General features: G+C 60.1%; 25 protein-coding genes. 9 read left to right on the top strand and 16 right to left on the bottom strand.

Going from position 1 to position 24,029, the window contains the following annotated elements:
* Positions 1 to 30 precede the first annotated feature (30 nt).
* From rfaH to AC07UI_RS23900, 8 genes are all read left to right on the top strand, one after another.
* A complete protein-coding gene (rfaH, locus tag AC07UI_RS23865; protein WP_494994816.1) occupies positions 31 to 537 on the top strand; it encodes a transcription/translation regulatory transformer protein RfaH in 507 nt (168 codons plus the stop codon).
* A 413-nt stretch (positions 538 to 950) separates the two neighbouring features.
* A complete protein-coding gene (locus tag AC07UI_RS23870; RefSeq protein WP_494994817.1) occupies positions 951 to 1,226 on the top strand; it encodes a hypothetical protein in 276 nt (91 codons plus the stop codon).
* 81 nt (positions 1,227 to 1,307) lie between these two features.
* Positions 1,308 to 1,529 (top strand): hypothetical protein, encoded by a 222-nt coding sequence (locus AC07UI_RS23875; protein WP_494994818.1) that lies wholly within the window; start codon positions 1,308 to 1,310, stop codon positions 1,527 to 1,529.
* A gap of 13 nt (positions 1,530 to 1,542) precedes the next feature.
* Positions 1,543 to 2,163 carry a hypothetical protein gene (locus AC07UI_RS23880; RefSeq protein ID WP_494994819.1) on the top strand — a complete coding sequence of 207 codons (621 nt, stop codon included), beginning with the start codon at positions 1,543 to 1,545 and terminating at the stop codon, positions 2,161 to 2,163.
* A 94-nt stretch (positions 2,164 to 2,257) separates the two neighbouring features.
* Positions 2,258 to 3,079, top strand: a complete 822-nt coding sequence (locus tag AC07UI_RS23885) for an aldo/keto reductase (RefSeq protein WP_494994820.1) — start codon at positions 2,258 to 2,260, stop codon at positions 3,077 to 3,079.
* 34 nt (positions 3,080 to 3,113) lie between these two features.
* Positions 3,114 to 3,548 carry a DUF1810 domain-containing protein gene (locus tag AC07UI_RS23890; protein WP_494994821.1) on the top strand — a complete coding sequence of 145 codons (435 nt, stop codon included), beginning with the start codon at positions 3,114 to 3,116 and terminating at the stop codon, positions 3,546 to 3,548.
* Between the two features lie 115 nt (positions 3,549 to 3,663).
* Positions 3,664 to 3,825, top strand: coding sequence for a hypothetical protein (locus AC07UI_RS23895; RefSeq protein ID WP_494994845.1), 162 nt, complete (start codon positions 3,664 to 3,666; stop codon positions 3,823 to 3,825).
* 336 nt (positions 3,826 to 4,161) lie between these two features.
* Complete coding sequence (locus tag AC07UI_RS23900; RefSeq protein ID WP_494994822.1) at positions 4,162 to 4,626, top strand: hypothetical protein; 465 nt, start codon at positions 4,162 to 4,164, stop codon at positions 4,624 to 4,626.
* 57 nt (positions 4,627 to 4,683) lie between these two features.
* Here the strand turns inward: AC07UI_RS23900 and AC07UI_RS23905 are convergent, their stop codons facing one another.
* From AC07UI_RS23905 to AC07UI_RS23980, 16 genes are all read right to left on the bottom strand, one after another.
* A complete protein-coding gene (locus tag AC07UI_RS23905; protein WP_494994823.1) occupies positions 4,684 to 5,463 on the bottom strand; it encodes a carbohydrate deacetylase in 780 nt (259 codons plus the stop codon).
* Complete coding sequence (locus AC07UI_RS23910; RefSeq protein ID WP_494994824.1) at positions 5,435 to 6,619, bottom strand: GNAT family N-acetyltransferase; 1,185 nt, start codon at positions 6,617 to 6,619, stop codon at positions 5,435 to 5,437. The genes AC07UI_RS23905 and AC07UI_RS23910 overlap by 29 nt, the downstream gene beginning before the upstream one ends.
* Before the next feature lie 5 nt (positions 6,620 to 6,624).
* Complete coding sequence (locus tag AC07UI_RS23915) at positions 6,625 to 7,314, bottom strand: N-acetyltransferase (RefSeq protein ID WP_494994825.1); 690 nt, start codon at positions 7,312 to 7,314, stop codon at positions 6,625 to 6,627.
* A gap of 93 nt (positions 7,315 to 7,407) precedes the next feature.
* On the bottom strand, positions 7,408 to 9,345 hold the full coding sequence (locus tag AC07UI_RS23920) for a hypothetical protein (RefSeq protein WP_494994826.1): 1,938 nt from the start codon (positions 9,343 to 9,345) through the stop codon (positions 7,408 to 7,410).
* Positions 9,342 to 10,646 carry a lipopolysaccharide biosynthesis protein gene (locus AC07UI_RS23925; RefSeq protein WP_494994827.1) on the bottom strand — a complete coding sequence of 435 codons (1,305 nt, stop codon included), beginning with the start codon at positions 10,644 to 10,646 and terminating at the stop codon, positions 9,342 to 9,344. Before AC07UI_RS23925 ends, AC07UI_RS23920 begins: the two co-directional genes overlap by 4 nt.
* Positions 10,643 to 11,653: a polysaccharide deacetylase family protein gene (locus AC07UI_RS23930; RefSeq protein WP_494994828.1), complete on the bottom strand. Its 1,011-nt coding sequence runs from the start codon at positions 11,651 to 11,653 to the stop codon at positions 10,643 to 10,645. The genes AC07UI_RS23925 and AC07UI_RS23930 overlap by 4 nt, the downstream gene beginning before the upstream one ends.
* A 12-nt stretch (positions 11,654 to 11,665) precedes the next feature.
* On the bottom strand, positions 11,666 to 12,802 hold the full coding sequence (locus AC07UI_RS23935) for a glycosyltransferase (protein WP_494994829.1): 1,137 nt from the start codon (positions 12,800 to 12,802) through the stop codon (positions 11,666 to 11,668).
* Entirely contained in the window at positions 12,795 to 13,763 is a 969-nt protein-coding gene (locus tag AC07UI_RS23940; protein WP_494994830.1) for a glycosyltransferase family 2 protein, read from the bottom strand. The genes AC07UI_RS23935 and AC07UI_RS23940 overlap by 8 nt, the downstream gene beginning before the upstream one ends.
* Positions 13,760 to 15,130: an O-antigen ligase family protein gene (locus AC07UI_RS23945; RefSeq protein ID WP_494994831.1), complete on the bottom strand. Its 1,371-nt coding sequence runs from the start codon at positions 15,128 to 15,130 to the stop codon at positions 13,760 to 13,762. Before AC07UI_RS23945 ends, AC07UI_RS23940 begins: the two co-directional genes overlap by 4 nt.
* Entirely contained in the window at positions 15,127 to 16,209 is a 1,083-nt protein-coding gene (locus AC07UI_RS23950) for a glycosyltransferase family 4 protein (RefSeq protein ID WP_494994832.1), read from the bottom strand. The genes AC07UI_RS23945 and AC07UI_RS23950 overlap by 4 nt, the downstream gene beginning before the upstream one ends.
* 2 nt (positions 16,210 to 16,211) lie before the next feature.
* A complete protein-coding gene (locus AC07UI_RS23955; RefSeq protein ID WP_494994833.1) occupies positions 16,212 to 17,804 on the bottom strand; it encodes a GumC family protein in 1,593 nt (530 codons plus the stop codon).
* A gap of 20 nt (positions 17,805 to 17,824) precedes the next feature.
* Positions 17,825 to 18,847, bottom strand: coding sequence for a polysaccharide biosynthesis/export family protein (locus AC07UI_RS23960; protein WP_494994834.1), 1,023 nt, complete (start codon positions 18,845 to 18,847; stop codon positions 17,825 to 17,827).
* Between the two features lie 22 nt (positions 18,848 to 18,869).
* Positions 18,870 to 19,517 carry a CpsD/CapB family tyrosine-protein kinase gene (locus AC07UI_RS23965; RefSeq protein ID WP_494994835.1) on the bottom strand — a complete coding sequence of 216 codons (648 nt, stop codon included), beginning with the start codon at positions 19,515 to 19,517 and terminating at the stop codon, positions 18,870 to 18,872.
* Positions 19,518 to 20,264 carry a sugar transferase gene (locus tag AC07UI_RS23970; RefSeq protein ID WP_494994836.1) on the bottom strand — a complete coding sequence of 249 codons (747 nt, stop codon included), beginning with the start codon at positions 20,262 to 20,264 and terminating at the stop codon, positions 19,518 to 19,520. It abuts the gene before it with no gap.
* Positions 20,261 to 21,343 carry an NAD-dependent epimerase gene (locus tag AC07UI_RS23975; protein WP_494994837.1) on the bottom strand — a complete coding sequence of 361 codons (1,083 nt, stop codon included), beginning with the start codon at positions 21,341 to 21,343 and terminating at the stop codon, positions 20,261 to 20,263. The genes AC07UI_RS23970 and AC07UI_RS23975 overlap by 4 nt, the downstream gene beginning before the upstream one ends.
* Positions 21,340 to 21,492, bottom strand: coding sequence for a hypothetical protein (locus tag AC07UI_RS23980; RefSeq protein WP_494994846.1), 153 nt, complete (start codon positions 21,490 to 21,492; stop codon positions 21,340 to 21,342). Before AC07UI_RS23980 ends, AC07UI_RS23975 begins: the two co-directional genes overlap by 4 nt.
* A gap of 509 nt (positions 21,493 to 22,001) precedes the next feature.
* Between AC07UI_RS23980 and AC07UI_RS23985 the strand changes: the two genes are divergently transcribed.
* On the top strand, positions 22,002 to 23,699 hold the full coding sequence (locus tag AC07UI_RS23985; RefSeq protein ID WP_494994838.1) for a sulfatase-like hydrolase/transferase: 1,698 nt from the start codon (positions 22,002 to 22,004) through the stop codon (positions 23,697 to 23,699).
* The last annotated feature ends 330 nt before the right edge of the window (positions 23,700 to 24,029 follow it).

Below are 24,029 nucleotides of genomic sequence, written 5' to 3' on the forward strand. Positions count from 1 at the left end.
TAATCGGTGAATAATGGAAGATCGATTCAGATGAACATGAGTGAAGCCCACGCCGCCAAAGCTTGGTATTTGGTCCAATGTAAAGCGAGCCAGGACGAGCGAGCTGAAAAGAATCTGGTTGGCCAGGGATATACCTGCTTTCGTCCCAAACATCGACGTGAGCGTGTTTTGCAAGGGCAGCGGCGGATTATCAGTGAGTCACTGTTCCCCAGTTATATGTTTATTCAGCTCTGCTCCAACGATAGCTGGGGGCCCTTACGTTCTACCCGCGGCGTATCGCGGATTGTTAGCTTTGGTGGCAAACCGTTGCCGGTGCGTGATGCGTTGATTGCTCAGCTTTATGAGCACGACAGTGAAGCCACCGTAGAGGCACGATATACCTGTGGAGAGGCGGTACGTATTAATGAGGGGCCCTTTGTCGAGTTGGATGCGGTCTTTCTGGCAATGGATGGGAACGAGCGAGTCGTGCTGCTGATGAGTTTCCTGCAACGTGAGCAGCGAATCAGTATGCCATTGTCTGGCATCAGCAAGCTTTGAGAAGGTCTCTGGGCTGTAAGAAACTTCTCTGCTGGAATCTGATCTGGACGTTCGACTCTAGAGCCGGGCCGCGTCAACCGATATGAAGAGATTTTGTGGGGAGTATCCAGTGCGAGGCCTGAACATCATGCTTTCCCGCATTCTTTGCACTTTTCGAGGTTTTGCGCTGCTGTTGTGCAGGGTATTTACAACCCTGTCATTAATGGCTTTTGCATGGTGCCTGATGGCATGGGATCAGATCCCGGCCTGGCCGATATTATTGTCGTTTGTATTCGCTATAGGGTTTGCGGCGCTGAATCAGTATTACGACACGGTGATTATTAAGTTGCGGCTCAACAGTGCACGGTTGACGTACTAATAGTTAATCCGAGATCAATCCATCATTGGCGCTTCGATGTTAAAGGGCACGATCCATGTTACTGACTAAACCCGAGCAGGAACTCAAGCGTGACCTTCAGGGCATCGCATCAGACCTGAAGTGGTCTGCGGTGGAACTGCTGCGGATTGCCGAACGTCTGGGTATGGCCGGGAATGACGCAGATGCTCAGGCTGTGCTGCGCATGACGGCGGTGTTGCGCGCGGGCGAAAACAAACTGGATGTCTATGCTGAAGAGGTGAGGTCCGGGCGGTTTGGCAGTCTGGCGTCGAGCGGTGAGCGTCTTGAAGCGCTTGGGCATCGCAGCCTATGAGTCGAGCGCCTGCCTGCGCAGGACGGCGCAGCGACGCCAGTGCTTGAGTTGAACGACAGTGTCACGGGTAAGGAGATTGCCATGTCAGCCATTTTAAAACTGGCAACGGGACTGGTTGTGTTGTTCGTGCTGGCACTGTTGGCTGTTGCGGCTGCTGGCTGGAACACCAAGGTGATGAGCTCGCTGGAGGGACGATCTGATGGGCTGAAGCATTGCCCGGAAAGCTCCACCGCAGCCTCTGCGGATTCTTTCGCCAGAACGCGACCGTCATGCGGTTCAGATCAGATGGCATCCAGTATTTGAAGGTGTTGCAGGTATGAGGTTGGTGGAAATCGCTCAGTACGCAGGCATCTCAGTGATGATTCCCGCGGCTTTGGTTGTTGCGGGTTGGCTTTGCGTGTCCAGGTCAAGAAAGTCGGCACTGCTATGGGGCGTGATTTTGCTCCTTGCCTACCTCATTGTTGGTGCGAGCAAGATCCTTTTCAAAGGCTGGGGCATTGGCTGGCAAAGCCTCGATATCGCAGTCATTAGCGGTCACGCGACGAATTTCAGCCTGGTCGTGCCGGTCATGCTGAGTCTGCTTGCCGGGCAGATACAACCACGGTTTCGATGGCCGGCAGCCGGTCTGGGCCTGGTGGTCAGCTGGTGGTTCACGGTTAATTGTGTGGCCCCGTATGTACACCCGCTGTCAGAAGCCATTGCAGGCGGGCTGCTCGGATCTTCAGCCGCCTGTGCATTCCTTTATTTCACCAGGAATGTCGATGTCAGGAGCATTCACTCTGCGGCATTGGTGGGTGGTCTGCTTTTTATCGGCTTTTGTTCAACGCTCGAGAAGTATTCAGCGGAAACCACGCTGGGTCATATTGCCGTATCGCTTTCTGGAGAGGAAAAAGCCTTTCGCCAACCCTCTTGGCGCGTGCTGCCAAACCGGTCATAGGGTCTGACGTTCAGCCCTTGACCTTCACTCCTGTCGCCCCCTTTGCTGAACGGGTGCCACACTGATACTCATCGGATGTCATCAGGAGGTTGCAATGCGAACGCTCGATCTGGCAGGCGTATCCGTCCCGGTCATCGGCCAGGGGACCTGGCGCATGGGTGAGGATCCGCACCAGCGCGCTGCTGAAGTGGCTGCGTTGCGATCAGGCATTGAACTGGGCATGACGCTGATCGACACCGCGGAAATGTACGCCGAGGGCGGCGCTGAAGACGTCGTCGGTGAAGCGATCCGTGGTCAGCGTGATCGGGTGTTTCTGGTCAGTAAAGTCTACCCGCACAATGCCAGTCGCAAAGGCATCCCCCTGGCGTGTGAGAGGAGTCTGAGGCGTCTGGGCGCTGACTATCTCGATGCGTACCTGCTGCATTGGCGCGGTGAATATCCCCTTGAAGAAACGGTCGAGGCCTTCGAGCGCCTGCGCGAGGCGGGCAAGATCGGACGTTGGGGTGTCTCCAATTTCGACCTGGCGGACCTGCAAGAGCTGGCTTCTGCGGCCTGTGCAACCAATCAGGTGCTCTACAACATCGAAGAGCGTGGCATCGAGTTTGATCTGTTGCCCTGGGGGCAGCAGCACCATCTGCCGCTGATGGCGTACTGCCCGATCTCCCAGGGGGGAGAACTGCTCAACAGCCCGACGCTCAAGCATATCGCCAACCTTCATGGCGTGACTCCCGCGCAAGTGGCGCTGGCCTGGGTGCTGCGTCAGGACGGGGTCATCGCCATCCCCAAAGCCGTCAAGCCCGAGCATGTCCGGCTGAATGCCGAAGCAGCGACATTGAAACTGGACACCGAGGACTTGCAGGCGATTGACCGGGTGTTCTGCGCTCCAAAGCGTAAGCACCCACTGGCAATGGTTTGAACCCATGCGTGATGCCTGAGGTGAGGGTACCGATATGAACAGCACCGACCAGGATGATCCCTTTCACCTGCAGCGCTTCGTCCAGGCGCAGGCCCCGGTTTTTGATCGAGTACAGGCCGAACTGAGCAGCGGGCACAAGCGCAGCCACTGGATGTGGTTTGTCTTCCCGCAATACGCTGGCCTGGGGCACAGCGAGGTGTCCCGGCTTTTCGCCATCAGCTCCCTTGAGGAGGCCGCGGCGTATCTGCGTCATCCGCTGCTTGGTCCGCGCCTGGAAGCCTGTACCCGACTGGTTACGCAACTTCAGGGAACATCCATCCGGTTGATATTCGGGACTCCGGATCACCTGAAATTTCACTCTTGCATGACCCTTTTCGAGCTTGTCGCTGCCGACGGCAATATTTTTCGTACAGCGCTTGAGCAGTATTTCGATGGTCAACCCGATCAGCTCACGTTGTCGCTGATATAGAAAATCGATTTCATTGCCTTTCAGGCTTTGGTTATCAGTTGTCATCCACAGCGAAGCGGATGAGTTTGTCCTATCCTCAAAACTGACGAGAAATCCTTAAGGACAGGAGGTAGGTATGGCCACTGAAAACAAACCCCGAGAGCCAAATGATCCGTCCATGGAAGAGGATGAAGAAGAAGCTACAGAGGAGGAAAATCCGCCGCCGCAAACCTGGAAGCATCCAGACGATGGTAAAAGCCTGTCGGAACTGGATGAAGAGCGGCCACTCAAGCCCTGATGCCCGGCAAAAAAGCCCTGTCACTGTGCGTAATGCCAGTCAGTTAAGGAGTTTGCGGCTCCGCACATTCCCGTAGCAGCTGCCGCCAGGCTGCGTTCGGCTGCGTAGCAGTCGCAAATCATGCCGCCACGGTTAACCAGTAACACTGCAGTGCCTGATTTCACGACCGCTACGTCCGAGTGCGGCCCAGACCGAACGCAGCCTTCGGCAGCTGCTACGGGCCGCAAAAAAGCTTAACTGACTGGCATTAGTCACTGTGCGGGGCTTTTTCGTCTAGTTGATGCAGGTACGGCTCGCGGTGACATACTGAAAGTCCGAGCAGGCCGGGAGGTTGCCATGAGATATCAATCGATAACCGAAGAGCAGTGGGCCACGGTCACATCCGCCGCGCAAGATGCCCGACAGCTTGAAAACTATGCGGTCGGGTTGACGAGGAGGCTCAAGGCGCTTTTCGATGACGAACACCCCAAAAATAGTTGGGGGGTGATCTTTGAGATACTTGAGGACGGTACTTCATGGCGTATTGAGTCGCCGTTCGGTGTGGCTAGAGCCCGGCTCGGGATTTTCACCAGTGAAGCCGGGATGTACGGGAAATATGCCATAGAAAGACAGCACAAAAACCCTGAGGATCAGCCGATCTGGCTGCCGGTATGGGCCCTTCATCTCACGCTGCAAGGCATGGTCCACCCTGGTGAAGAGGGTGGGGAGCCGATCAACCTCAGGACTTCATCTTTAACCCATTCGGACGATGCAATCGTGCATTTGGGCCTGTCCTTGCTCTATGCGTTAGGACAGGAGTAGGGCTGAACAAGCAAAGCAGGCTACCCGGGATGTGGGCTTTATTTTGTCGGCAGGATTTTAAAAGGATCCCGTCAGTGCGTTGCCTGCTCCGCCATAAGGCACTCGTGGTACACCCGGCAGGCGACTTTCCAGCACCTGGGTCAACGATTCTCCAGGATTGAGGTATTCATCGCCGAAATCGGCGCCCAGCAGGTTGGGATGGGTGATGACCTCAAGCACGCCGCTGCTCGGTGGTGGGGCATTACGCAGATCAGCCGGGGTGCAGACATGGTCGGCGGTGGTACCGGCGAGGCTGCGAAGACGCCGGTTGAGCAAGGTCTTGAACAGGCGTTTACCGGGCCCGATATTTTGCCCGAGGTTGCGTGCCAGGCGTATCGCGACACCTTGGCTTGCGGCAAAGCGCGCAACGATTTCGCCGATGGGCCAGATATTGTGCACGTGCTGGTGGGAGTCCAGGTGACTGGGTTGCAGGCCCAGCTCCAGACAGCGTTGCCATTGCGCCTCCAGCTCTTGCAGCACGGCCTCGCGGGCGGAGCGGGTAAGCCACAGGCTGCGGCGAGACAGGTCCAGGTCGAACTCACCACTTTCGGTGCAGAAGATCGGTTGTTCGAGTATGGCTTCGCTGAGCGGACGGCCATAGGTGAGGTTGAAGTGCAGGCCGATTCGCCCCAGCAGCAAGGGGTGTTGCGCCATGGAGCAGGCGGCGGCAAACGCCGGCATGTTGGCCATCGCGGTGGCGGAGCTGATCAATCCGGTCTGGAAGGCCCGCAGGATCACCGCGTTCTCGCATTCGCTGAGTCCGAAATCGTCAGCGTTGACTATGACGTGCTGAGGCATCGTAGCCCTCCTGTGTGGTTGGGGTACTCGTGTCACGCTTGTCGGGCGCCGCCGCACGTTTGGCCCGCAGCTTTTTCAGATGCGGTTTGAGTGTTTGCCAAAGGCGCAGGGCCAGGCCCATACAGAGGCCGCCGGGACGCCAGGAGTAGAAACTCCAGCGCCAATGTTCCACTTCTCCGGTCATGCGTTCATGCAGTTGGTGGCTGGAATTTTCCAGACTGACCCGAGACGCGTCGACCCATTGCCAGCCTTCGTCCAGCCCCCAGCGAATCCACTCATCGAGCAACACCCGGCCGCTGCCCAGATCGGCGTACTGCGGCAGGAACGCCAGGTTGTAGTCATAGAGCCGACCCTGTTCCAGCAACCCGAGACGGTAACTGATACAACGCCCATCGAGCTCCAGAACCACTACCCGCACCATGCCTTGGGCGGCGAGGGCGGTAAAGGCCCCGTCCATCCATTGTCGGTGCCGGGCGTCGGAGAAAATCCCGACCCCTTCGTCGCCCTTCCAGCTGACCGCCTCGACCTCGCTAATGACCGCAAGCAACGGCCCCATGCTCGTGGCATCGGGTGAAAACCGTCGCACCACGGCACCACAGGCGGAGATCCGCTTGTGCGCCCGACGCAGTTTGTAGCGCGTATCGCCGCAGACCTCCTGGCGGTCGGTGTCGCTGATCCGGTGCACGGGTGCCCGGCAACTGAGGCGCTGTTCGCCGGTAGAACTCAGGTACCTCCACTGCGCCAGGATATTGGTCCGGGCTTCGGTTTCAGTCAGCTCGTTAAGTTGTAGCAGAGCGTGCGGTAGTCGGTGGCGAATTTCTCGCAGCGCTTGCCGCGCGCTGTCGGCTTGCAGGGTGGCGAGCAGGGCGATACGGTCGCTGAGGGGGAAGCCCAAGTGGTGCAACACCCGAAACGGCAGCCCGGCGAAGCGCTCGCGGGACGCCACCAGCGGCAGGCACAAACACAATTCCCCGGCCTGCCACGCCAGCAGCACATGCAGGTGCTCGTCAGTTCGCAGTGCACGCTCGGCCGGGCACAGCCAGGCCAGTGTGTTGAACGGCGTACTGTCCGCAACCCGTTTTCGCAAGGCCTCGTAGGCCGCGGCCGGGAAGTCCGCGGCGCATAGCGAGGTGCGCCACTGGAAATGCACCGACATGGCGATCAGACCGCAGGCGCTGCGACGGTGGGCGTTCCGGGTTTGCGCAAAGCGTCCAGTCGCGAGCCGCTGTAGCGGGTTTCGCGGAACAGGCGCCAGCGCCCGAACAGGCCATACACATGCATGACCCGGCCTTGCTCTTGATACCCCATGCGGATGTGCAGCTTGAGGGCTGCGATGTTATGGGTTTCGCAAACATCCACTACCTTGGTATAGCCCTTTGCTTGCATGACTTTCCACAGATCGAGCTGGAAATCCACCGAGAGGGTGCTGCCCCAGTAGGCGCGGATCTGTTCGCCGCCGAACTCGAAAAACTCACCTTCCTTCACCGGGAACATGCAGCCGTAATAGTGATGATCATAGTAGTCGCCATTGCTGCCCCAAATGAAGGCGACCGCGTTGCCCTGGTCGTCCAGGTACATGTGCCCGGTGTGGCCCTCGTCAGCCAGTTCGGCCATGGTTTGCACACGGTCGCCGAAGTGTTTGGCAAAGGCCATGGCATTCTGCGCAGTGATGGTTTCCAGGCGTAGCGGTGAGTAGGGTCTTAGCTTGTGCGGCGCGATCGGGCTGACCAGATCGCGCTCCATCCACAGCAGTTGCCAATGGAAAAACACATAGCGTTTCCACAGCGTGTTGAGGGTGTGACGCAGGCCTTTTTGTCGGATTCGTTCACCGAGTTTGTGCAATGCACTCATGTTGCCTCCTGATGGAGCTGGCCGTGTGAAAGGGCAGTGACGACGGGACTAGGCAAGGCGCGGCAAGATGCCAGCGCGGCAAAACATTCGGGTTCATGAGGCGCTCCAGCTCAGGGCGAACAGTGTTTCGCCGGGCAGCTCGAAGCTGACCCGGCCTTCCTGACAGTGAAACGCTGCCGGCCGGCTCTTGCTGTCGGCGCCGAAATACACCAATGCGCCCGATGACAACGGGCACGACGCTTTTACGCCTTGCAGGCTGACATGCTGCAGGCGCGTGCCCTTGTTGACGCCCAGCAGGCTGCGTTGTTGACCGGTGGTCATGGCCAGCACGTCAACCTCGAAGGCGTCGTTGTCCAGGCGCAGGACCTTTTCCAGCCAGTGCCCGGCGATAAACTGTTGGGCGAGGCCCACTGGTTTGAGTTCGAAGCGGTCGTCGCCGAGCACCCGCAGCATGCCCTTGGGGTAGTTCGTCTCGTCGTCGACCTGGAACCAGTTGAGCATGTCGAGCAGACCATCCTGGGCCGAGTTAATGACCACCGAGGCCCACCACAGCGAAGCAAAATGGGTTTCCTGATCGTAAGGGCTGAGGCTCGAGCCGCTGGACATGTTGGTCTGATCCAGTAGCAGTGCCTTGCGCGGCCGGCCGTGCGAATCGAGCCCGACCAGTTCGGCGGCCCGGCGCACGCTGTCGCGGTAGACGCGGGTGGCCAGCAGGTCGCGGATCATCCATTCGTGCCAGGCCAGGGCATCGATCTTCTCGCCCGACTCGCTCAGCAGCCGCCGCGCCCAGTCGATGCCGCGCCGATCGGCGGCACTTTCGGCAAACGGCCCGTTGATCAGCCGTGAGCTGGCGGGCATGGCGATGCGTACGCCGGCCTTGAAGTTACCGGGGTCGTTGCGCACCTGCTGCGCCATGCTGTTGAAGAGGCTTTGATAGCTGGCAAAGTCGTTGTAGTTGAGGTTCGGTTCATCGGCGAAGGCAATGTAGTGCACGCCTTTGCCGCCTAGGGCGCGGGTCGCGGCGAGCCACGCGTCGAGGCCGGCATTGCTGACCGCGTCGGCGCGCAGGTCGGCCCTGCGTTGCGTGCCGGCGAGCAAAGTGATGTCCTGGTTGATCCTGAAACGGTCCTGGTACAGCCGACGGAAGCGATCCTCGTAGTGCGGGTCGGTGTTCAGTTTGTCGACGAAGCTGTAGTAGGTGCCCGCCCGGGGCTTGAGTGCATCGAGCACCGGGTAGCTCGATTCCGGCGGCACTGCGTAGGGCAGGGCGGTTCCCAGATTCGGAGTCGGGCCCAGCACCTCAGGGTGCAGGGTGAGTCGGGCCTGGCCAGCGTCCTGACGCAACGGCTTGAGTTGCTGCACCTGCTGGGCGAACAGGTTGGCCGTACCGTCGAGCCAGAACGCCACTTTGCCGCTGCCTTGCAGGCGCAGGCGCCAGACCTGTTCGACGCTGGCGCTCGGCAGTTCGACCTGATCGAACTGCCAGTACGCGGGGTAGGGGTTGAGGGTCAGCCGGATCTGCTTGCCATCGGCCACCCGTTGCGCTTGCAGGGCGCCGACGCCACCGTGGAATTTTCCGGCAAGTATCGCTTTTTCACCGGCAGCGACCTTGAAATACAGCTCGTCACCGTCCCGGGTTTCGGCGCTGAAGTGAACCTTGGCCGGGGCGAACAGGGCCACCGTACGGTCGTCATGTTCAATTCGATAGCGGCGGAAACTGTAGCCCGGGATCTCCAGTCGATAGCTGGTGACGCTGGGAGGCAATGGCCAGCTCTGACGACCGCTGCTTTCACTGGCGGCGATCAGGCGTTCGCCGTGCAATTGTCCCCGACCGTCCAGCAGGTACAGGTGTTCTTCGTTGGCGTCGGCCTGCCAGGCCGGCACCCAACTGACGCTCAAGGTATCGGCTTTGTCCGGTTGCAGGTAAAGGCTGCCGTCGCGAATATCGGCCCAGCGCATGGGCGCGGCGTACGCGCTCAGGCCCGGGTTCAGACTCAGACCCAGGCTCAACAGCAGCGCCAGGCGTTTCATGCGGACTTCCTCAGTAACATCTCGCGCATCGGCAGCAGATCGCTGGGCAAGATAATCAGGGTTTGCCACACCGGCACACCGCTCAGCCGGCAGTACAGAATCAGCAAGGCGAGGGCCACGGCCAGATAAGCGATGGACGAGGCCAGGGCGGCGCCGACGATTCCATAGGGTGCAATCAGTAGCAGATTCAATGCGAGGTTGAGTACCGCGGCCAGGCCCATCCACAGCGAGATACTCCCCGGGCGATTTTTGCCCAGCAGGTCCAGACGCAGGATACTGGCATAGCACAGACCCAGCAGGCCGGGCAGTAGGGCCAGTAGCGCCGGATAGGCAGGCTGGTAGGCCACACCAAACAGCGTCACGATCAACCATTCACCGATCAGCGCCATGCTCAGGCAGGCGCAAATCATTACCGTGGCAGTCAGGCGCAGGGCCAGTGGCGTCAGGCGTTCGATTCCCTGTTCCTGTTGCAACAGGCGCTTCATCAGCGGCGTGGTCACAGCTTCCGGGACTATCAGCAGCAGTTCGGCGGCCGCACTGGCCATGGCGTAATGACCCAGGGCGGTGGTGCCGAGGATGGCGCTGATGAACAGGTAATCCGAGCGCAGAATCACCTGCTGAAACAGCAGATCCGGATGGCTCTTGGCGCTGTAGTGCAGCAGTTCCTTTTGCCCGGCACGGTCCCATTGCAACGTCAGTGGTTGATTGCGCCCCAGCCAGAACCAGCCAACCAGCACGACCAGACTGATGCCCGCCAGCCAGCTGATCAACGCCGCTTCCAGCGCCGCGCTTTTCCACATCCAGAACAATGCAAGAAACAGCACCAGCGGCGCCAGCGACTCGATCAGCCGCAGTGCGTTGAACGCCACCACACCGCCGCAGGCATTGTGCAGGGTCAGCAGGCCGCTCTTGAGTACGGTCAAAGGCACCGCCAGCAGCAACAACCAGGCGAGTAATCCAAGCTGCGCGGTAACCTCAAGGCTAGTCCCGAGTTCGCGCAACAGGGCAACGCTGATCAAGGTCAGCAGGCCTGCGAGCAAGCAACCGAATACCAGCACCTGGCTGAGCAGCAGGCCCATCGAACGCTGTTGCGCCGCCTGATAGCCAACCGCTGAATTCAGCCCGCCGCTGGTGGCAGCGCTGATCAGCTCCGGCAAGGTGCTGAGCAGGGCGAACAGGCCGCGCTCGCTGGGGCCGAGAATGCGCGCCAGCAGCACGTTGCGCAGCAGGCGCAGGGCGATCATCGCCAACCGTGTGCCCACGCTCAGCACCAGGTGGCGCACATAATGATTGCGGCTCATGTGTGGCCGCCCCGGCTGATGCGCCAGGCCAGCAGCGAAGGGCGGCTGGCATTGCGCTGGCTGACGCCGATGCGCGGCAGTGCCATCGGGTCGCCCTTGCCGCGATAGATGCCGGCGCTGGTGCTCAGGGCGTAGGTATAGCGGTGCACGGCAAGACGTTGGCGGACGCGCAGGTCATGGTCGCCATTGGGGTAGCAATAGACCGGCAGGGGATGCAGACAACCCTGCAGCAAGGCGTCGTGGCTGCGGCTCAGTTCCTGGTCCAGGTGAATGTCATCGAGCCCGGTGAGGATCGAGTGGCTGGCGCCGTGTGGACCGAAGCGGATCAACCCGGATTTTTCCAGGGTGCGCACCTGCTGCCAATCCAGTGCCTGGGGCAGCGACTCCCTTGGGCAATTGTCGGTGAGGGTGTCGAGGTCCTGCAGCGACAGGCCTTTGAGACTATCCAGGTAATTGGCCAGGGCCAGGCTGCGCTGTTGTTCGTTGCCGTTGCGCAAGAAAACAGGTGGCAGCGGCCGGCCGATCCGCTCCAGATGTTCGATGATCCGTTGACGCGGGGCGCAGCCATAGATGCCCCACAAGGTTTCACCCAGGCTTTCCCACCAGAAACGCTGGTGACTGCCAATGAAGTCGGTGGACAGAAAGATACTCGCCGGCACCTGGTGCTGCAGCAGCAGCGGAAAGGCATTCAAGGCATTGTCACGCCAGCCGTCATCGAAGGTCAGAGCGACTTTCGGGCGCGCCGATGGGGCTGGATGGGCGTCGGCTTGCAGCAGCTCCATCAGGGGCACGCAGTCGAAATGGTGCTTGAGCCAGTGCAGCAGTTGTTCGAAGGCGTGTGGGCCGATACACAGCTCATTGCGATGAGGCAGCTCGGCACTACGGTCGTCGGCGAGCACCCGATGCAACATCAGGATCACCCCCGCACCGCGCAGCTGGCTGCGTCCCAACGGCGAGTTGAGGTAAAGCCAGCCACGGGTGCGCTTGAACATTTGCTTGATCGACATGGCGCGACACTCTTATCGATTCTGCTCGGGACTCCATTGGCTATAACGCTGGCCACGCAGAAACTGCCACAGACCGACACTCATCCCGGCGAGGGTCACCAGTACAAAGGCGGCGAGGCGAAAGGGTTTGGGTAAACGGTGCTGCACGTCGAGCAGACCGGCGATGGCTATCGCGTAGCCCAGCAGTTGGGCGATCAACGCCAGGTTGTAGAACCCGTGGACGCCCCACAGCCAGAGACTGCTCAGCAACAGTGGCACCAGCAGTACCGGCGCCAACCGGCGAATCAATTTGTGGCTGATCAACGCCAGCGCATACAGGCCGTGACGCAACGGGTTGAGCAGTTCTCTGCGCTGCGCGAGGCTTTGCAGGCCACCGACGGTCACCCGCTGGCGGCGGCGAAATTGTTTGTCGGCTTCGTCCACGCCCTGGTCGATCACCTGGGCTGATTCGACATAAACGATACGTTTGCCGGCCACCGGCGCGCAGGTGCTGAGAAAGAAGTCATCGCTGACTTGCGCCGGTATGACCTGGAACAACTCGCGGCGCAGGGCGAGCAGGGCACCGTCGGCGGATACCATGCAGCCGGTCCGGTTTTCCACCCGACGCAGCCAACCCTCGTAGTGGCGGTAGAGGCTGTCTCCCAGGCTCAGGCCTTTACCTGTAATGGGAATCAGCATGTGCCCGGCGCAGGCACCGACCTGCGGATCGTTCAGCGGCTCCAGCAATTGGCCGAGGGTATCGGTTGACCACTGATTGTCGGCGTCGGTGAACACCAGGATGTCGCCGGTGCTGAGCGCGACGGCGGCATTCAGTGTGGCGGCTTTGCCCTGGCGTGGCAGGTCGAGTACCTGGATGCGCGGGTCGATCACCCGTTGCGCGCACGCCACGGTGTCGTCGCTGGAGCCATCACTGGCGAGGATGATCTGCAGCGTCCGCGCCGAGTAATCCTGAGCGAGCAAGGTCCGTAATTTCTCCTCGACATGCGGGGATTCGTTGTGCGCGGCGATGACGACGCTCACCGACAAGGGTTCAGCCGCCGGATAGTGACGCCTGGTAAAGCACGGCGCCAGGATTGTCAGCATCACTGGGTAACCCAGATAGGCGTACAACGGTAACAGCAGGCACAACCAGAAAATGAACTCAGCCACGCGCAGGTCTCCTGGCTTTCCAATGACAAAGACTGAGGACGAAGGCGGCTCCGGCCAGGTGCAGGCGTAACCAATGCAGACCCCAGAGTTGCAGGGTCAGACCGGGGGCAAGGTGTTTCAGACTTTGGCGCAGGCTCAGCGCCAGCGCCGGCAGGCTGGTCATCAGCAACAGGGACAGGGCCAGATGAGGCCGGCCGTCCAGCAATGCCGAGATCGTCAGACCGTCCAGTAACCAGGCGCCCATCGACAGCAACGGGAAGCGCAGCAAGCGCAGACTGACGCCGTTGCTGTGCAGCAGCTGCAGGTGGCTACCCTGGCGCCACAGCTCTTTGCCCAACCACTCGCGCCAGCTGCCTTCATAGCCCCAATGCAGGGCGACACACTCATTGACGCTCACCAATCGGGCGCCGGCCCGGCTCAGGCGCATTGTCAGGTCCTTGTCTTCAGCCGTGCGCAGGCTCTCGTCGAAGCCGCCGACCCGTGCGAACCACTCCTCCCGCAACAGTAGATTGGCCGTCGGCAGCCATTGCACCGTGCGCATGGTTTGGCTGCCGGATCGCAACAAGCGGCGCTGCCAGGCGCGGGCGAACCATGGCGCTTGAGCGGGGGCGTGAAGCTCCAGCGCGAGGACATCGGCCCGACCACCGGCCTCAAGTTCAAGCAGCAGCGAGAGCCAGTTCTGCGGCATTTCAATGTCGGCATCGAGGAAAGCCAGCCATTCTCCACGCGCGTTGGCGGCACCGTGATTGCGCAACGCACCGATGTTTACGCCGGGCAGAAACAACACCTGAGCGCCCAGTTCGCGGGCGATCTGCGGGCCCTGATCCTGCGAGCCGTTATCGACCACCACCAGCTCGCACTCAAGGTCCGCGACCTGGGCCGCCAGGCGCGCGGCCTGCAGGGTACGGCCGATGTGTCGGGCCTCGTTGTACATCGGGATGATGATGCTGATGAGGATCATGTTTGCGGCTCCGGCAGCGGGCTTTGTTCAGCCTTCAGGCGTAGCACGCTGGAGAGCGCGAGCATGATCCACAGGTATTTCTGGTTCGGCGTGCTGAGGAACATCAAGAACAGCGTCAGCGACAGCAGGCTCATGGCCAGATGCGTGACCATGTCCGCTTGCTCCCGGTTATCTCGCAGTAACCAGGCGTGGCGGGCACGCAGCATGTTGTACAAGCCCATGCCGAGCATGCCGATGAACAACAGCCCCGCGGGGATGCCAATCTCGCTGAAAATCTCCAGGTAGGTGTTGTGGGCGCGCCGGTACAGGTCACCGGCCTTGCGGTTGGTCGAGAACGCCTTGGCGTAGCCGGTGGTTGCGTAATGCCGCGGGAAGGTTCCGGGGCCGGAGCCGAGCAGCGGGTGTTCGCCGATCATCCGGGAGCCGACCACGATGTACGAAGCGCGGCGTCCCAAAGACTCATCGTTGTGGCCGCTGGCGCCGGCGGTGAGCACGCTGAGCGACTGGATGCGCGCGATGTAGCCCGCCGGCAACGCGTAGATCGCCAAGGGAATGAAGATCGCCAGGCCGAGCATGGCCAAACCCAGGTGGCGCGGGCGAATCCGTGGCAATTGTGCGCGGTAGTGGTAGACGCCGATGAGCAGGCTCAAGAACAGCACCACCAGCCCCGAACGTGATTCGGTTTTGGTCATGCTGCCCAGCAGCAGTAAGCAGCAACCGGCCCAGAACAGCCGCTGCAACAGATTCGGACTCTTGATCACCAGCAGCAGCGCCAACGGTACGGCGAAGGCGATCAATAAGGCAAAAGCGTTCGAGTCTTCGAGCAGACCGGACGCTCGGCCTTGATCCTGATACTTGCTGGAAAATATCGCCAGCATGCAGGTCAGGGAGACGCTGAGGGTCACCAGCCGGCAGAACAGGTCCTGGTTCAGCTCGCGGCCGATCAGCAAGGTGATCACGAAGAGCACCAGGCCCACGCTCAGCTCCCGCAGGTTGCCGAGGGACATGCCCAGGTCATCGGTTACCAGCATGCTCAGAAAGTACAGCACCATAAACCACGTCAGGAACCGCCAGACATTGCTGCGTAGCCGCTCGGACGGGAGCTGGTGCAGGGCCAGTTGCAAGCAGAGGATCAGGGCCAGCGCGGCGCCGAGGAGTTTTGCCCCGGAAACAGCGTTGTCTTTGAACAGGCCTTCGAATGGCACCAGGGCGACGATGCCCAGCAGGCCCCAACCGGGACGCCGGTACAGTACCGCGACGCCGACCAGGACCAGCACGACGCCAGGCGCCAGATAAGGGTAGGGGCTGGCCAGCAGCCCCAGGCAAACCAGCCCTAACAGGCTGACTATCGAGAGTGGAAAAATCACGCGCGAGCCTCCCGTGCAGTACGGATGTATAGCTGCGACCAGCGCTCGGCCAAAGCCTGCAGGTCGTAGCGATCAAGCTGGGTATGGCGAGCGTTTTCCGCCAGTAGCCGAGCCAGCTTCTTCTCGCCCAGCAGGGTAGCGATCTGGCGGGCGAGGGCGGCGCTGTCAGTCGGTGGGGCAAGCAGGCCGTTGTACCGGTCCTCGATGACATCGGGAATCCCGCCCACAGCGAATGCCACCACCGGTACGCCGGCTTGCATGGCCTCGAGCAGAATCATCGGCGTGCCTTCGGTACGCGAGCTGATCACCAGTGCATCGAGCTTCGTCCACCAGGCGCGCATCTCGGTCTGGTAGCCCGGCAGCTCGATGCGCTCGAGCAGTCCGGCAGCGGTGATCCGTGCGAGCAGGCTGTCGCGTTCGGGGCCGTCGCCGAGCATCACCGCGTGCAACTCGGGATGTTGCTGGCAGAGCGGGATCAGCGCATCGAGAAACAAATCCGGGCCTTTCTCGCTGCTCAGCCGTCCGACATAGCCCGCCAGCCAGAGCTGGTGGTTGTCCTTGTGCTGGAGCAGGGCGGTGGCGGCCGGCAAACCATTGGGGATCACTTGCAGCTTTTCTGCCCGCACGCTGGCGCGTCGATGCAGCACAGCGATGCTCTCGGCGACACAGACCACCCGATCGACCGAAGCGGTACGGCACAGTTGCAGGCTCAGCCAGGTGTAGAAGCGTTGCTTGCGACTGCGCGGGGTAAAACCGTGTTGGGTGATGACCAGCGGCAGGCGCCACAGCGTGGCCCCCACCCAGCCAAACAACAGGCCCTTGAAGTTATGCGTATTGACCAACGGATGTTCGTCACGGCGTTGATGCAGGTGCCGCAACAGTCCGCCCAGCCCTGTGCAGCTGCGGCAGTCGACCCCGGCGTCACGAAAGCGCGCGATCAGCTCAGGCGGCGCGTCCAGGAACAGCACCTGGTGCTGTCCCGGCGTCGCCAGGCAATGGTCCAGCAACATCCGCTCAGCCCCGTAGAACCCGCCGCTGCTGAGCAGATGGATGATCGGCAGCGCAGGGTTGAGCGGCATGTTCAATTGCGCACCCAATGCACGAAGCTCGGCACCGTCCAGTTCGGGTGCGGATTGGGCTGTTCGGCATTCTGATCGTTGATCACCAACAGCACCGGCAGGCCGAGCTGATGGGTGATTTGCGCCGGGTGTTTGAAGCGATGATCGAAGAACTCACGCACGTAGACCAGGGCGATGGCCAGCAACAGACCGGTGAACATGCCAAACGGAATGATCAACAGCGGTCTCGGAAAGGCCGCCTCGGTCGGTTCATACGGCGGGCTGAGAACGCGTGCGTTCGACAGGTCATTGTCGAGCAAACGCTGGCTGCTGCTTTCTGCAAAGCGTTGGGCGTAGGTGGAGAATGCCGCGTGCAGAGCGTCGATCTCGGTGTCCATTTGCCGCAGCTTGCTTTGGGTCTCTTGCAGCTGATGGATGCGGTTTTTGTAGTCGGCGATGCGCGCGGTCTTCTGGGAAATCACCGAGCTGACAATCTCCAGATCGTTGGTTCGCTCCTGAATGCGATTGCTGACGATCTTCAGGAATTGCTGCCGCGAGCGGGAAATCTGCTCGCGGGTCATCTGCATCGGTTCGCTGCCCGGCTGGAAGACCGCCAGATCGTTGTTGTAGCGGGTCACCTGGGCCGTCAGTTGTTCGCCGAGCTGCTTGATTTCCCGATCTTCGAAGGCGACGTTGTCCACCGTGGTGGTGAAGGTGTAGGGGAAGGTGTAGTCGTTGAGCTTGGCATTGTTGGCAGTCGCCAGGCTGGTTCTCAGGTAGTCGAGCCAGCGTTGGTTTTCCAGCAGACGGTCACGGTACAGGTTGAGCGCTTGCTCTTCGGTGTTGATCGCGTTCAGGCGGAAGGTGATTTCTTCCTTGGGATCAGAAGAGCCGATGCTTTCCAGCAGACCCAGGCGTGTACCTTCCAGGCCATCGAGACGCACCTGATACTGTTTTTTCTTCTGTTCGTAGAAGGCCTGCGGCAGGTCAATGGATTGCAGGTCCTGGCGGTTGGCCAAGTAGTTTTGCAGCAGTTGCGCGACGAATTTCGTGCCCTGTGCCGGATCACTGAAGCTGTAGATAATCGAGATCACGTTGGAGCCGGGCAGCGTTTCGACCTTGAGGCCATCCATGGCCTGCCTGGTCAGATCATCCAGGGCGGTGTCGCGTACCGGGTCGACCTCGAGTCCCAGCACATTGCGCACCGGGTTGATCGCATACTCGCGCAGCGGATTGATCACGACCCGGTGCAATGGATTGAGCACCAGGGTATTCAACAGACCCGGGCTGGGCGAGTATTGGCTCTGATCGCGTAGCTGGCTGATGGTCTGGCGAACCAGAGCCGGTGAACGCAGGATATTGCTTTCTGTTTCCATGTCCGCCAGTGACGGCGGAATGAACTTGTCGGTGTCCTGGGTCAACGACGTCATGGCATCGCTTTGCGAGAGTTTTTTGGACTGCACTATCACTTGGGCGGTGATATCGAAGCTCTGTTTGAGCACCAACGGCAGCACGAGTGCGATCACCGCGAAGATCAGGAAGACTCGCTTCACCAATTGCTTGTTGGCGAAGAAGATCCGGAAAAACTCGTGCAGGTAATTTTCCTTTGGATTCATGGCCTTTCACCTGCGTGTGGTTAGTTGTTGTTACTGCCTTTGTCGTCGACACGGTAGGAGAAGCCGAAGCCCACGCCCTGGAACAGCACGACATCTGCCAGTTGCCGCGCGAGCTCGCCGGCACTGGCCAGCTTGGTCTTGGGCACATAAAGCATGTCGTTTGGTTGCAGGTAGGCCATCTGCGACGCCTTGGCGCTCAGGGCTTCGTCGACGTTGTAGCGGTGGGCGACCACCTGATTGCCGTTACGGCGCATGATCACCACCGAATCGAGCCGTGCCTTGACACTCGTCCCATGAGCCAGGGACAGCGCTTCAAGCACCGAGATCGGCCGACGGATCGGATAAGCGCCGGGCTGCCCGACTTCACCGAGCACATAGATTTCATTGCCTGCCGTGGACTTGAGCAGCACGTCGACGGTCATCCTCCCCGGTAACTGCGCGTAGCGGCTGTTGAGGTAGGATTCCAGCTGGTTGACGGTCATGCCTTGCAGCGGGATCGAGCCGATTTCCGGGAAGCTCGCATAACCGTCGGCACCCACGGTGATCTCGCGGCTCATACCGGTGGCTGGGTGGCTCAATGCGTTTTTGAGGTTCTGCTCGTTGGTCAGCGGGCTGATGACCTGCACCGTCACCTGGTTGCGATTGGGCTGGAACAGCATTTTTTGCTGATAGGCACGCTGAATCGCCTGGCGCGCCTCATCGGTGGTCATTCCGGTGATTTTCACCGAAGTGTTGGCCCCCGGCAGCTCAATGGTGCCATCCGGCAACACCAACTGGTTGCCGTTGAGCTGGCTGGCCGCGGTGAAGTTAAGACCGATCTCATCACCGGACTGGATGCGATAGGCATTCGAGCCGCTGGTACTGATGTGGAAGATCACGTCGAGAACATCCTGCGGTCGCAGCGTCTGCTCGACCTTGGGCATGTCGCTGGCCTGGGCGTTGGCCGGTGCGGCGGTCAGGATCTGCACCGGCATCTGGTTTTCCGGTTGGCTGGAGCAACCTACGAGAGGCAGCAACAGCAGGGCAAGCCATTTAGCTTTCATGTCGTTATCCTTTGGCTGCTGCTCACAGGTTGTTGTAGAGCCATTTGGGCATGTAGTACTTGCGGCGGTTGAAGACACTGCCGACCAGTTTTGCGCCGGCCTGGGTCAGGCGCTGGGCCGAAGCCTGCGCCACCTCCCAGCGGGTGTCCTCGGCGCTCACCACCAGAATCACACCATCCACCAGCGTGCCGATGACCAGGGTGTCGGCGGCCGAATACACCGCATCACCATCGATCACCACGAAGCGATACAGCGCACCGAGTTGCTTGAGCAACGGGCGTAACTGCTCTGGACTCAAATGCTCGGTGCCGCGGATGTGACGACCGTTGGGCAGGATGTGGAAGGGCAGGGTCGAGACCTGCACGATGCAATCGTGCAACAGCGGCGGTGTCTCCTGGTTGAACAGCAGATCGCGAAAGCCGCGTTCCTTCTGCAACCCGAACTGCTGGGTGAGGTTGTTCTGCGCTTGGCTCGCATCGACCAGCAGTACCTGGCCGCTGCTCATCTGCGCCAGTTGACTGGCCAGCGCCAGAGCGCTGGTGCTGGTGCCGCCGTCGGTGTTGGCGGCAGTCAGGAGGAGAATCCGCAGATTCTGATCGAGCACGGTCGAGGTCAGGTTAGTCTCGCTCGGGTTCGCGATGCTCAAGCTTTTGGTAGATGAACCGTCCATTTAACTCGCTCCGTGGCCGCTGAATACTGTGAAGGGGGTTTTCAACAGGATCTTCAAATCGAGCATGGGGCTTTGTTTTGCGATGTAACTCAGGTCCAGCTCCACGCGTTGGTCGAAGTCGATATTGCTGCGCCCGGATATCTGCCAGAGGCCGGTGATACCGGGGTAGATGCTCAGCCGCACGAGGTGGCTGTCCTTGTAGCGGTAGGCATTGAATGAGGTCGGGCGCGGACCCACCAGGCGCATGTCGCCGGTGACCACGTTGATCAGATTGGGTAACTCGTCCAGGCTGCTGCGACGCAGCCAGCGACCGATCCTGGTGACCCGCGGGTCCTCATCGATTTTGAAGTCGATGGCATCGGCGCCATGTTTGTTCAGGTGGCGCACGGACTCTTTGAGTTCTTCGGCGTTGGCCACCATGGTTCGGAATTTGTACATACCGAAGCCGCGACCGCGATAGCCGGTGCGATTCTGGACGAACAGCACCGGACCGCAACTGCTCAGCTTGACGATCGCCGCCAGTGCCAGCAAAACCGGCGAGAGCAGGATCAGCAGCAGCAAGGCACCCACGCAGGCCAACACGCGATTGGTTCGCGACAAGGTCCAGGGGCGACCGCCGTTGCGGCCGGTGATCCAGCCGCAACCCTGCCTATGGATCGCGGCTTCAAGTCGCATGCGATGGTTGGAGTCCACGCGTTTGTCTCGCCGCAGCTCCGTGAGCAGCACATTTTTTGGGTGGCCGGTCATAAACTTCTCCGTTTCTGCACAAGTACTGCCAGTGACGAAGTCCCACTTTCGAACGGTGCCTCAACAACGGGCAGTTGGTAGTAATCACGGAACCAGGAAACGAAGCGTGCAAGCCCCTCGTCCAGTTCCACCCGGGGGTAAAAGCCGATTTCTGTCTCCAGCTCCGAGACGTCGGCACAGGTGTCGAGTACGTCCCCCGGTTGCAACGGCAGCAGCTCGACCTGCGCCGGGATTTCCAGGTGTTTTTCCAGAAGAGCGACGTAATCCTTGAGCTCGATCGGATGGTGTCCGCCAATGTTGTAAAGCCGCCAGGGCGCCATGCTGGTCGCAGGATCCGCGTGATCGCGATCCCAGTCCGACGCGGCTTTTGGTGCATGGTCGAGCAGGCGTGTCAGGCTTTCGATGATGTCGTCGATGTAGGTGAAATCGCGCTTGTGCTGGCCGTAGTTGAATAGCTTCAGCGGGCGTCGTTCGACGATCGCCTGGGCGAACTGGATCGGCGACATGTCCGGACGACCCCAAGGGCCGTACACGGTGAAGAGGCGCAGGCCGGTGCACGGAATACCGAACAGGTGGCTATAACTGTGCGCCATCAACTCATTGGCTATCTTGGTAGCGGCATACAGTGAGAGAGGGTGGTTGACGCCTTCTTGTACCGAGTAAGGCGTGTGCTGGTTGGCACCGTAAACCGAACTGGATGAGGCATAGATCAAATGGCGCACAGGGTGATGACGGCAGCCTTCGAGGACATTCAGAAACCCGGTCAGGTTGCTGTCGACGTAGGCGTGCGGGTTGTCCAGCGAGTAGCGCACCCCGGCCTGTGCAGCCAGGTGGATGACCACCTCCGGTTGCTCGCGGGCGAACAGCGCGGCGATCGCCTGATTGTCGGCCAGGTCCAGGTGAAACAGCGGGAAGTCGCCCGCTTGTGCTTTGACCCAACGCACACGGGCCCTCTTCAGGGCCGGGCTGTAGTAGTCGTTGAAATTGTCCAGCCCACACACCTGATGCCCATCGCGCAGTAGACGCAAAACGCAATGGGCGCCGATAAAGCCGGCAGCACCCGTCACCAGAACTTTCATTCGCTCGCCCCTTCCGGGACAAAGCTGCGCAGGCCGATTCCACGATAATGCAGCTCCGCGGCCGCGACATAGACCCGGTGGCCGACGTCTGCCAGTGCGGTTGCTTGAATCAGGCCAACGTAACCCGTACCGAATACGCTCACGTCCATATTGGCGTGCCTCGCAACGAGCGGTGGATGTAACTTGCATAAGACTGCTGAAGTGGGTATAGACCAGCGTGGCCAAAACGTGTCAACGAAATGACATGTTATTCGTGGTCGGTAAATCGGTAGATTCAGGTGCTCTGCCATCAGGAGCTTTGTGGCCGCGGCTTTGGAACATTCTTGAGTCAGAAAAAGCGTCAAAATTTAAGCGACGGACGGTCGTACCGCTTGATCTGTAAGGCTCTAAGCGGTAGTGGTGTGTCAGATTTGAGTCACCTTTTTTTTGACACTCTCATGGATGAAACAGCGGTTTGCACTTTGATGGTGCGATGCTAGGGTCTCAAATAATTAGTGACGGAGATGGCAGAGACGAATCATGGTCGTCAATTAATTGACTTTGTGGCGGGCGTGGTAAAGGGAGGATCGGCAATTGCACGTCGGCGTTCCCTTACCTGTATTAACGGGCGTTTACAGTGATGGCGCGGGGGTCGCACGCCAGCCCAAAAGAGGGATTTATGGTGAGGTACATCAAGGAACTACTGATCGTTCTGTATGTGCTGAAAAACTACGACTACTACCTTGAACGCATTACCACGATGGGCTTCGGTTTGCCGGTGCTGCTGTTTGCCGCAATGTTCATCGCCCTTGTGCTTGTTTTACTGCTGAGCGCCTACATTCGCCAGACGCTGGTCCGTCATCTGTTTGCGCTGGTTTTCTTCATCTCAGCGGTATTTTTCGACATCTACACCAGGGTCACCGCCGATTACCTGACCTACAGCAGCTTCGTCTCGCTGGTCTATTCGGGCGGGTTCATTCAGGAGGCGGCTTACCAATACCGTCAGGTCATTCTCGGCTCGGCGGCCAGTGGGTTGTTGCTGCTGCTGGGCATCGGGCTCAAACCGCGGCGGCGCCTGCCTCTGCCAGGTTACCTACTGACGGCGGCACCGGTGCTCGGGGTGGTGCTGCTTTCGGCCGTGCTCTTCGTGCGGGCGGGCGAGGGCGCCAGGGGCTTGCCCATCATGTACACGCCGCTGGCTTACCTGACCCTGTTCGCCTATGAGACCGCGCATAACACCGTAGGCCCCCGTGAGAAGGTCAGCCTGTCACGACAGCCTCAGGCTGTCGGCCACGATATCGTGCTGATCATCGATGAAAGCGTGTCCGGCAATTACCTGGATATCAACGCCCCATTCGGTGTGCACAGCAACCTGAAAGAGCCCCGTGCGGGGGTGGACATTTACAACTATGGCTATGCGGCGTCCATTGCCAACTGCAGCGCTGATACCAACGTCACGTTGCGCTATGGCGGTACCCGCAGTGACTACAGGCGGATCAACTCGACTCTGCCGTCGATCTGGCAGTACGCCAAACAGGCAGGGTTACGCACGGTGTATATCGATGCCCAGCGTACGGGCGGCCTCTTGCAGAATCTGATGACTGACCTTGAACGCAAGGACATCGACGAGTTTGTCCAGTTCGACCAGACCCCTGTACGCGACCGGGACATGGCGGTGGCGCATAAACTGATCGAGCTGCTCAACGACGGCCAGCCGCAATTGGTGGTCATCAACAAGGTCGGTGCGCACTTCCCGGTCCATGACAAATACCCGGATGACTTCATGAGCTATCGGCCGGCGCTGTCACGCGGGCAGTATGTCGAGGTCGCCGACACCGGTTCGCGTGACGGCTTCAACGGCCAGCCCGATGACTGGATGCTGTACCGTAATGCCTACAAGAACACGCTGCTGTGGAATGTCGGCGAGTTCTTCTCGCGTATCTTCGCCAATGCGGACCTGAGTCACGCGGTGCTGATCTACACCTCCGATCACGGCCAGGACCTGCATGAACGCGGCAACCCGGGCCTGAATACTCATTGCGGGGCGGATCCGCTGGAGGAAGAGGGCCTGGTGCCGCTGGTGGTGATCCAGGGCAGTGACCTGCATACCCTCGACTGGCAAACCGCGCTTGCGGGTAATAAAGACCACTCCAGTCACTACAACATCTTCCCTACGTTGCTGCAGCTGATGGGTTACGACCTGGCGGCGATCGAACCGGTTTACGGCAAGCCGTTGACTGAGCCCACCCAGGACGACTTTACGTTCAACATCCGCTTCAACGCGCGTCTGGGGGCCAAGCCGGTCTGGAAGCATATCGACCTCACGCAAATCGTGACGCCACCTCAGGTTCCGGCGGGTCTGGCGGCGGGTGGATAGGGGGCTGATGCCCGTCCGTAGCAGCTGCCGAAGGCTGCGTTCGGCTGCGCAGCAGTCGCGAATCATGCCACCACGGTTAGCCTGTAACACCGCAGCGCCTGATTTTACGACCGCTACGCGGCCGAACGCAGCCTTCGGCAGCTGCTACGGAGCGCGTCGTCGCAAGCCCCCTCGCCACAGGTCTTGTGCCCGGCACCTCTGCCTTAGTTGATCGTTCCTACGCAGAGCGTGGGAACGATCATTGGCAGATCTGTGTAGTGGTCTAATTTCCCCGGACACCTCGATAAGTGGAAAATGCATCTATCGAGGAGTTTTTCATGACCGACAAAC

This window comes from Pseudomonas sp. GW821-FHT04C07, assembly GCF_059420325.1.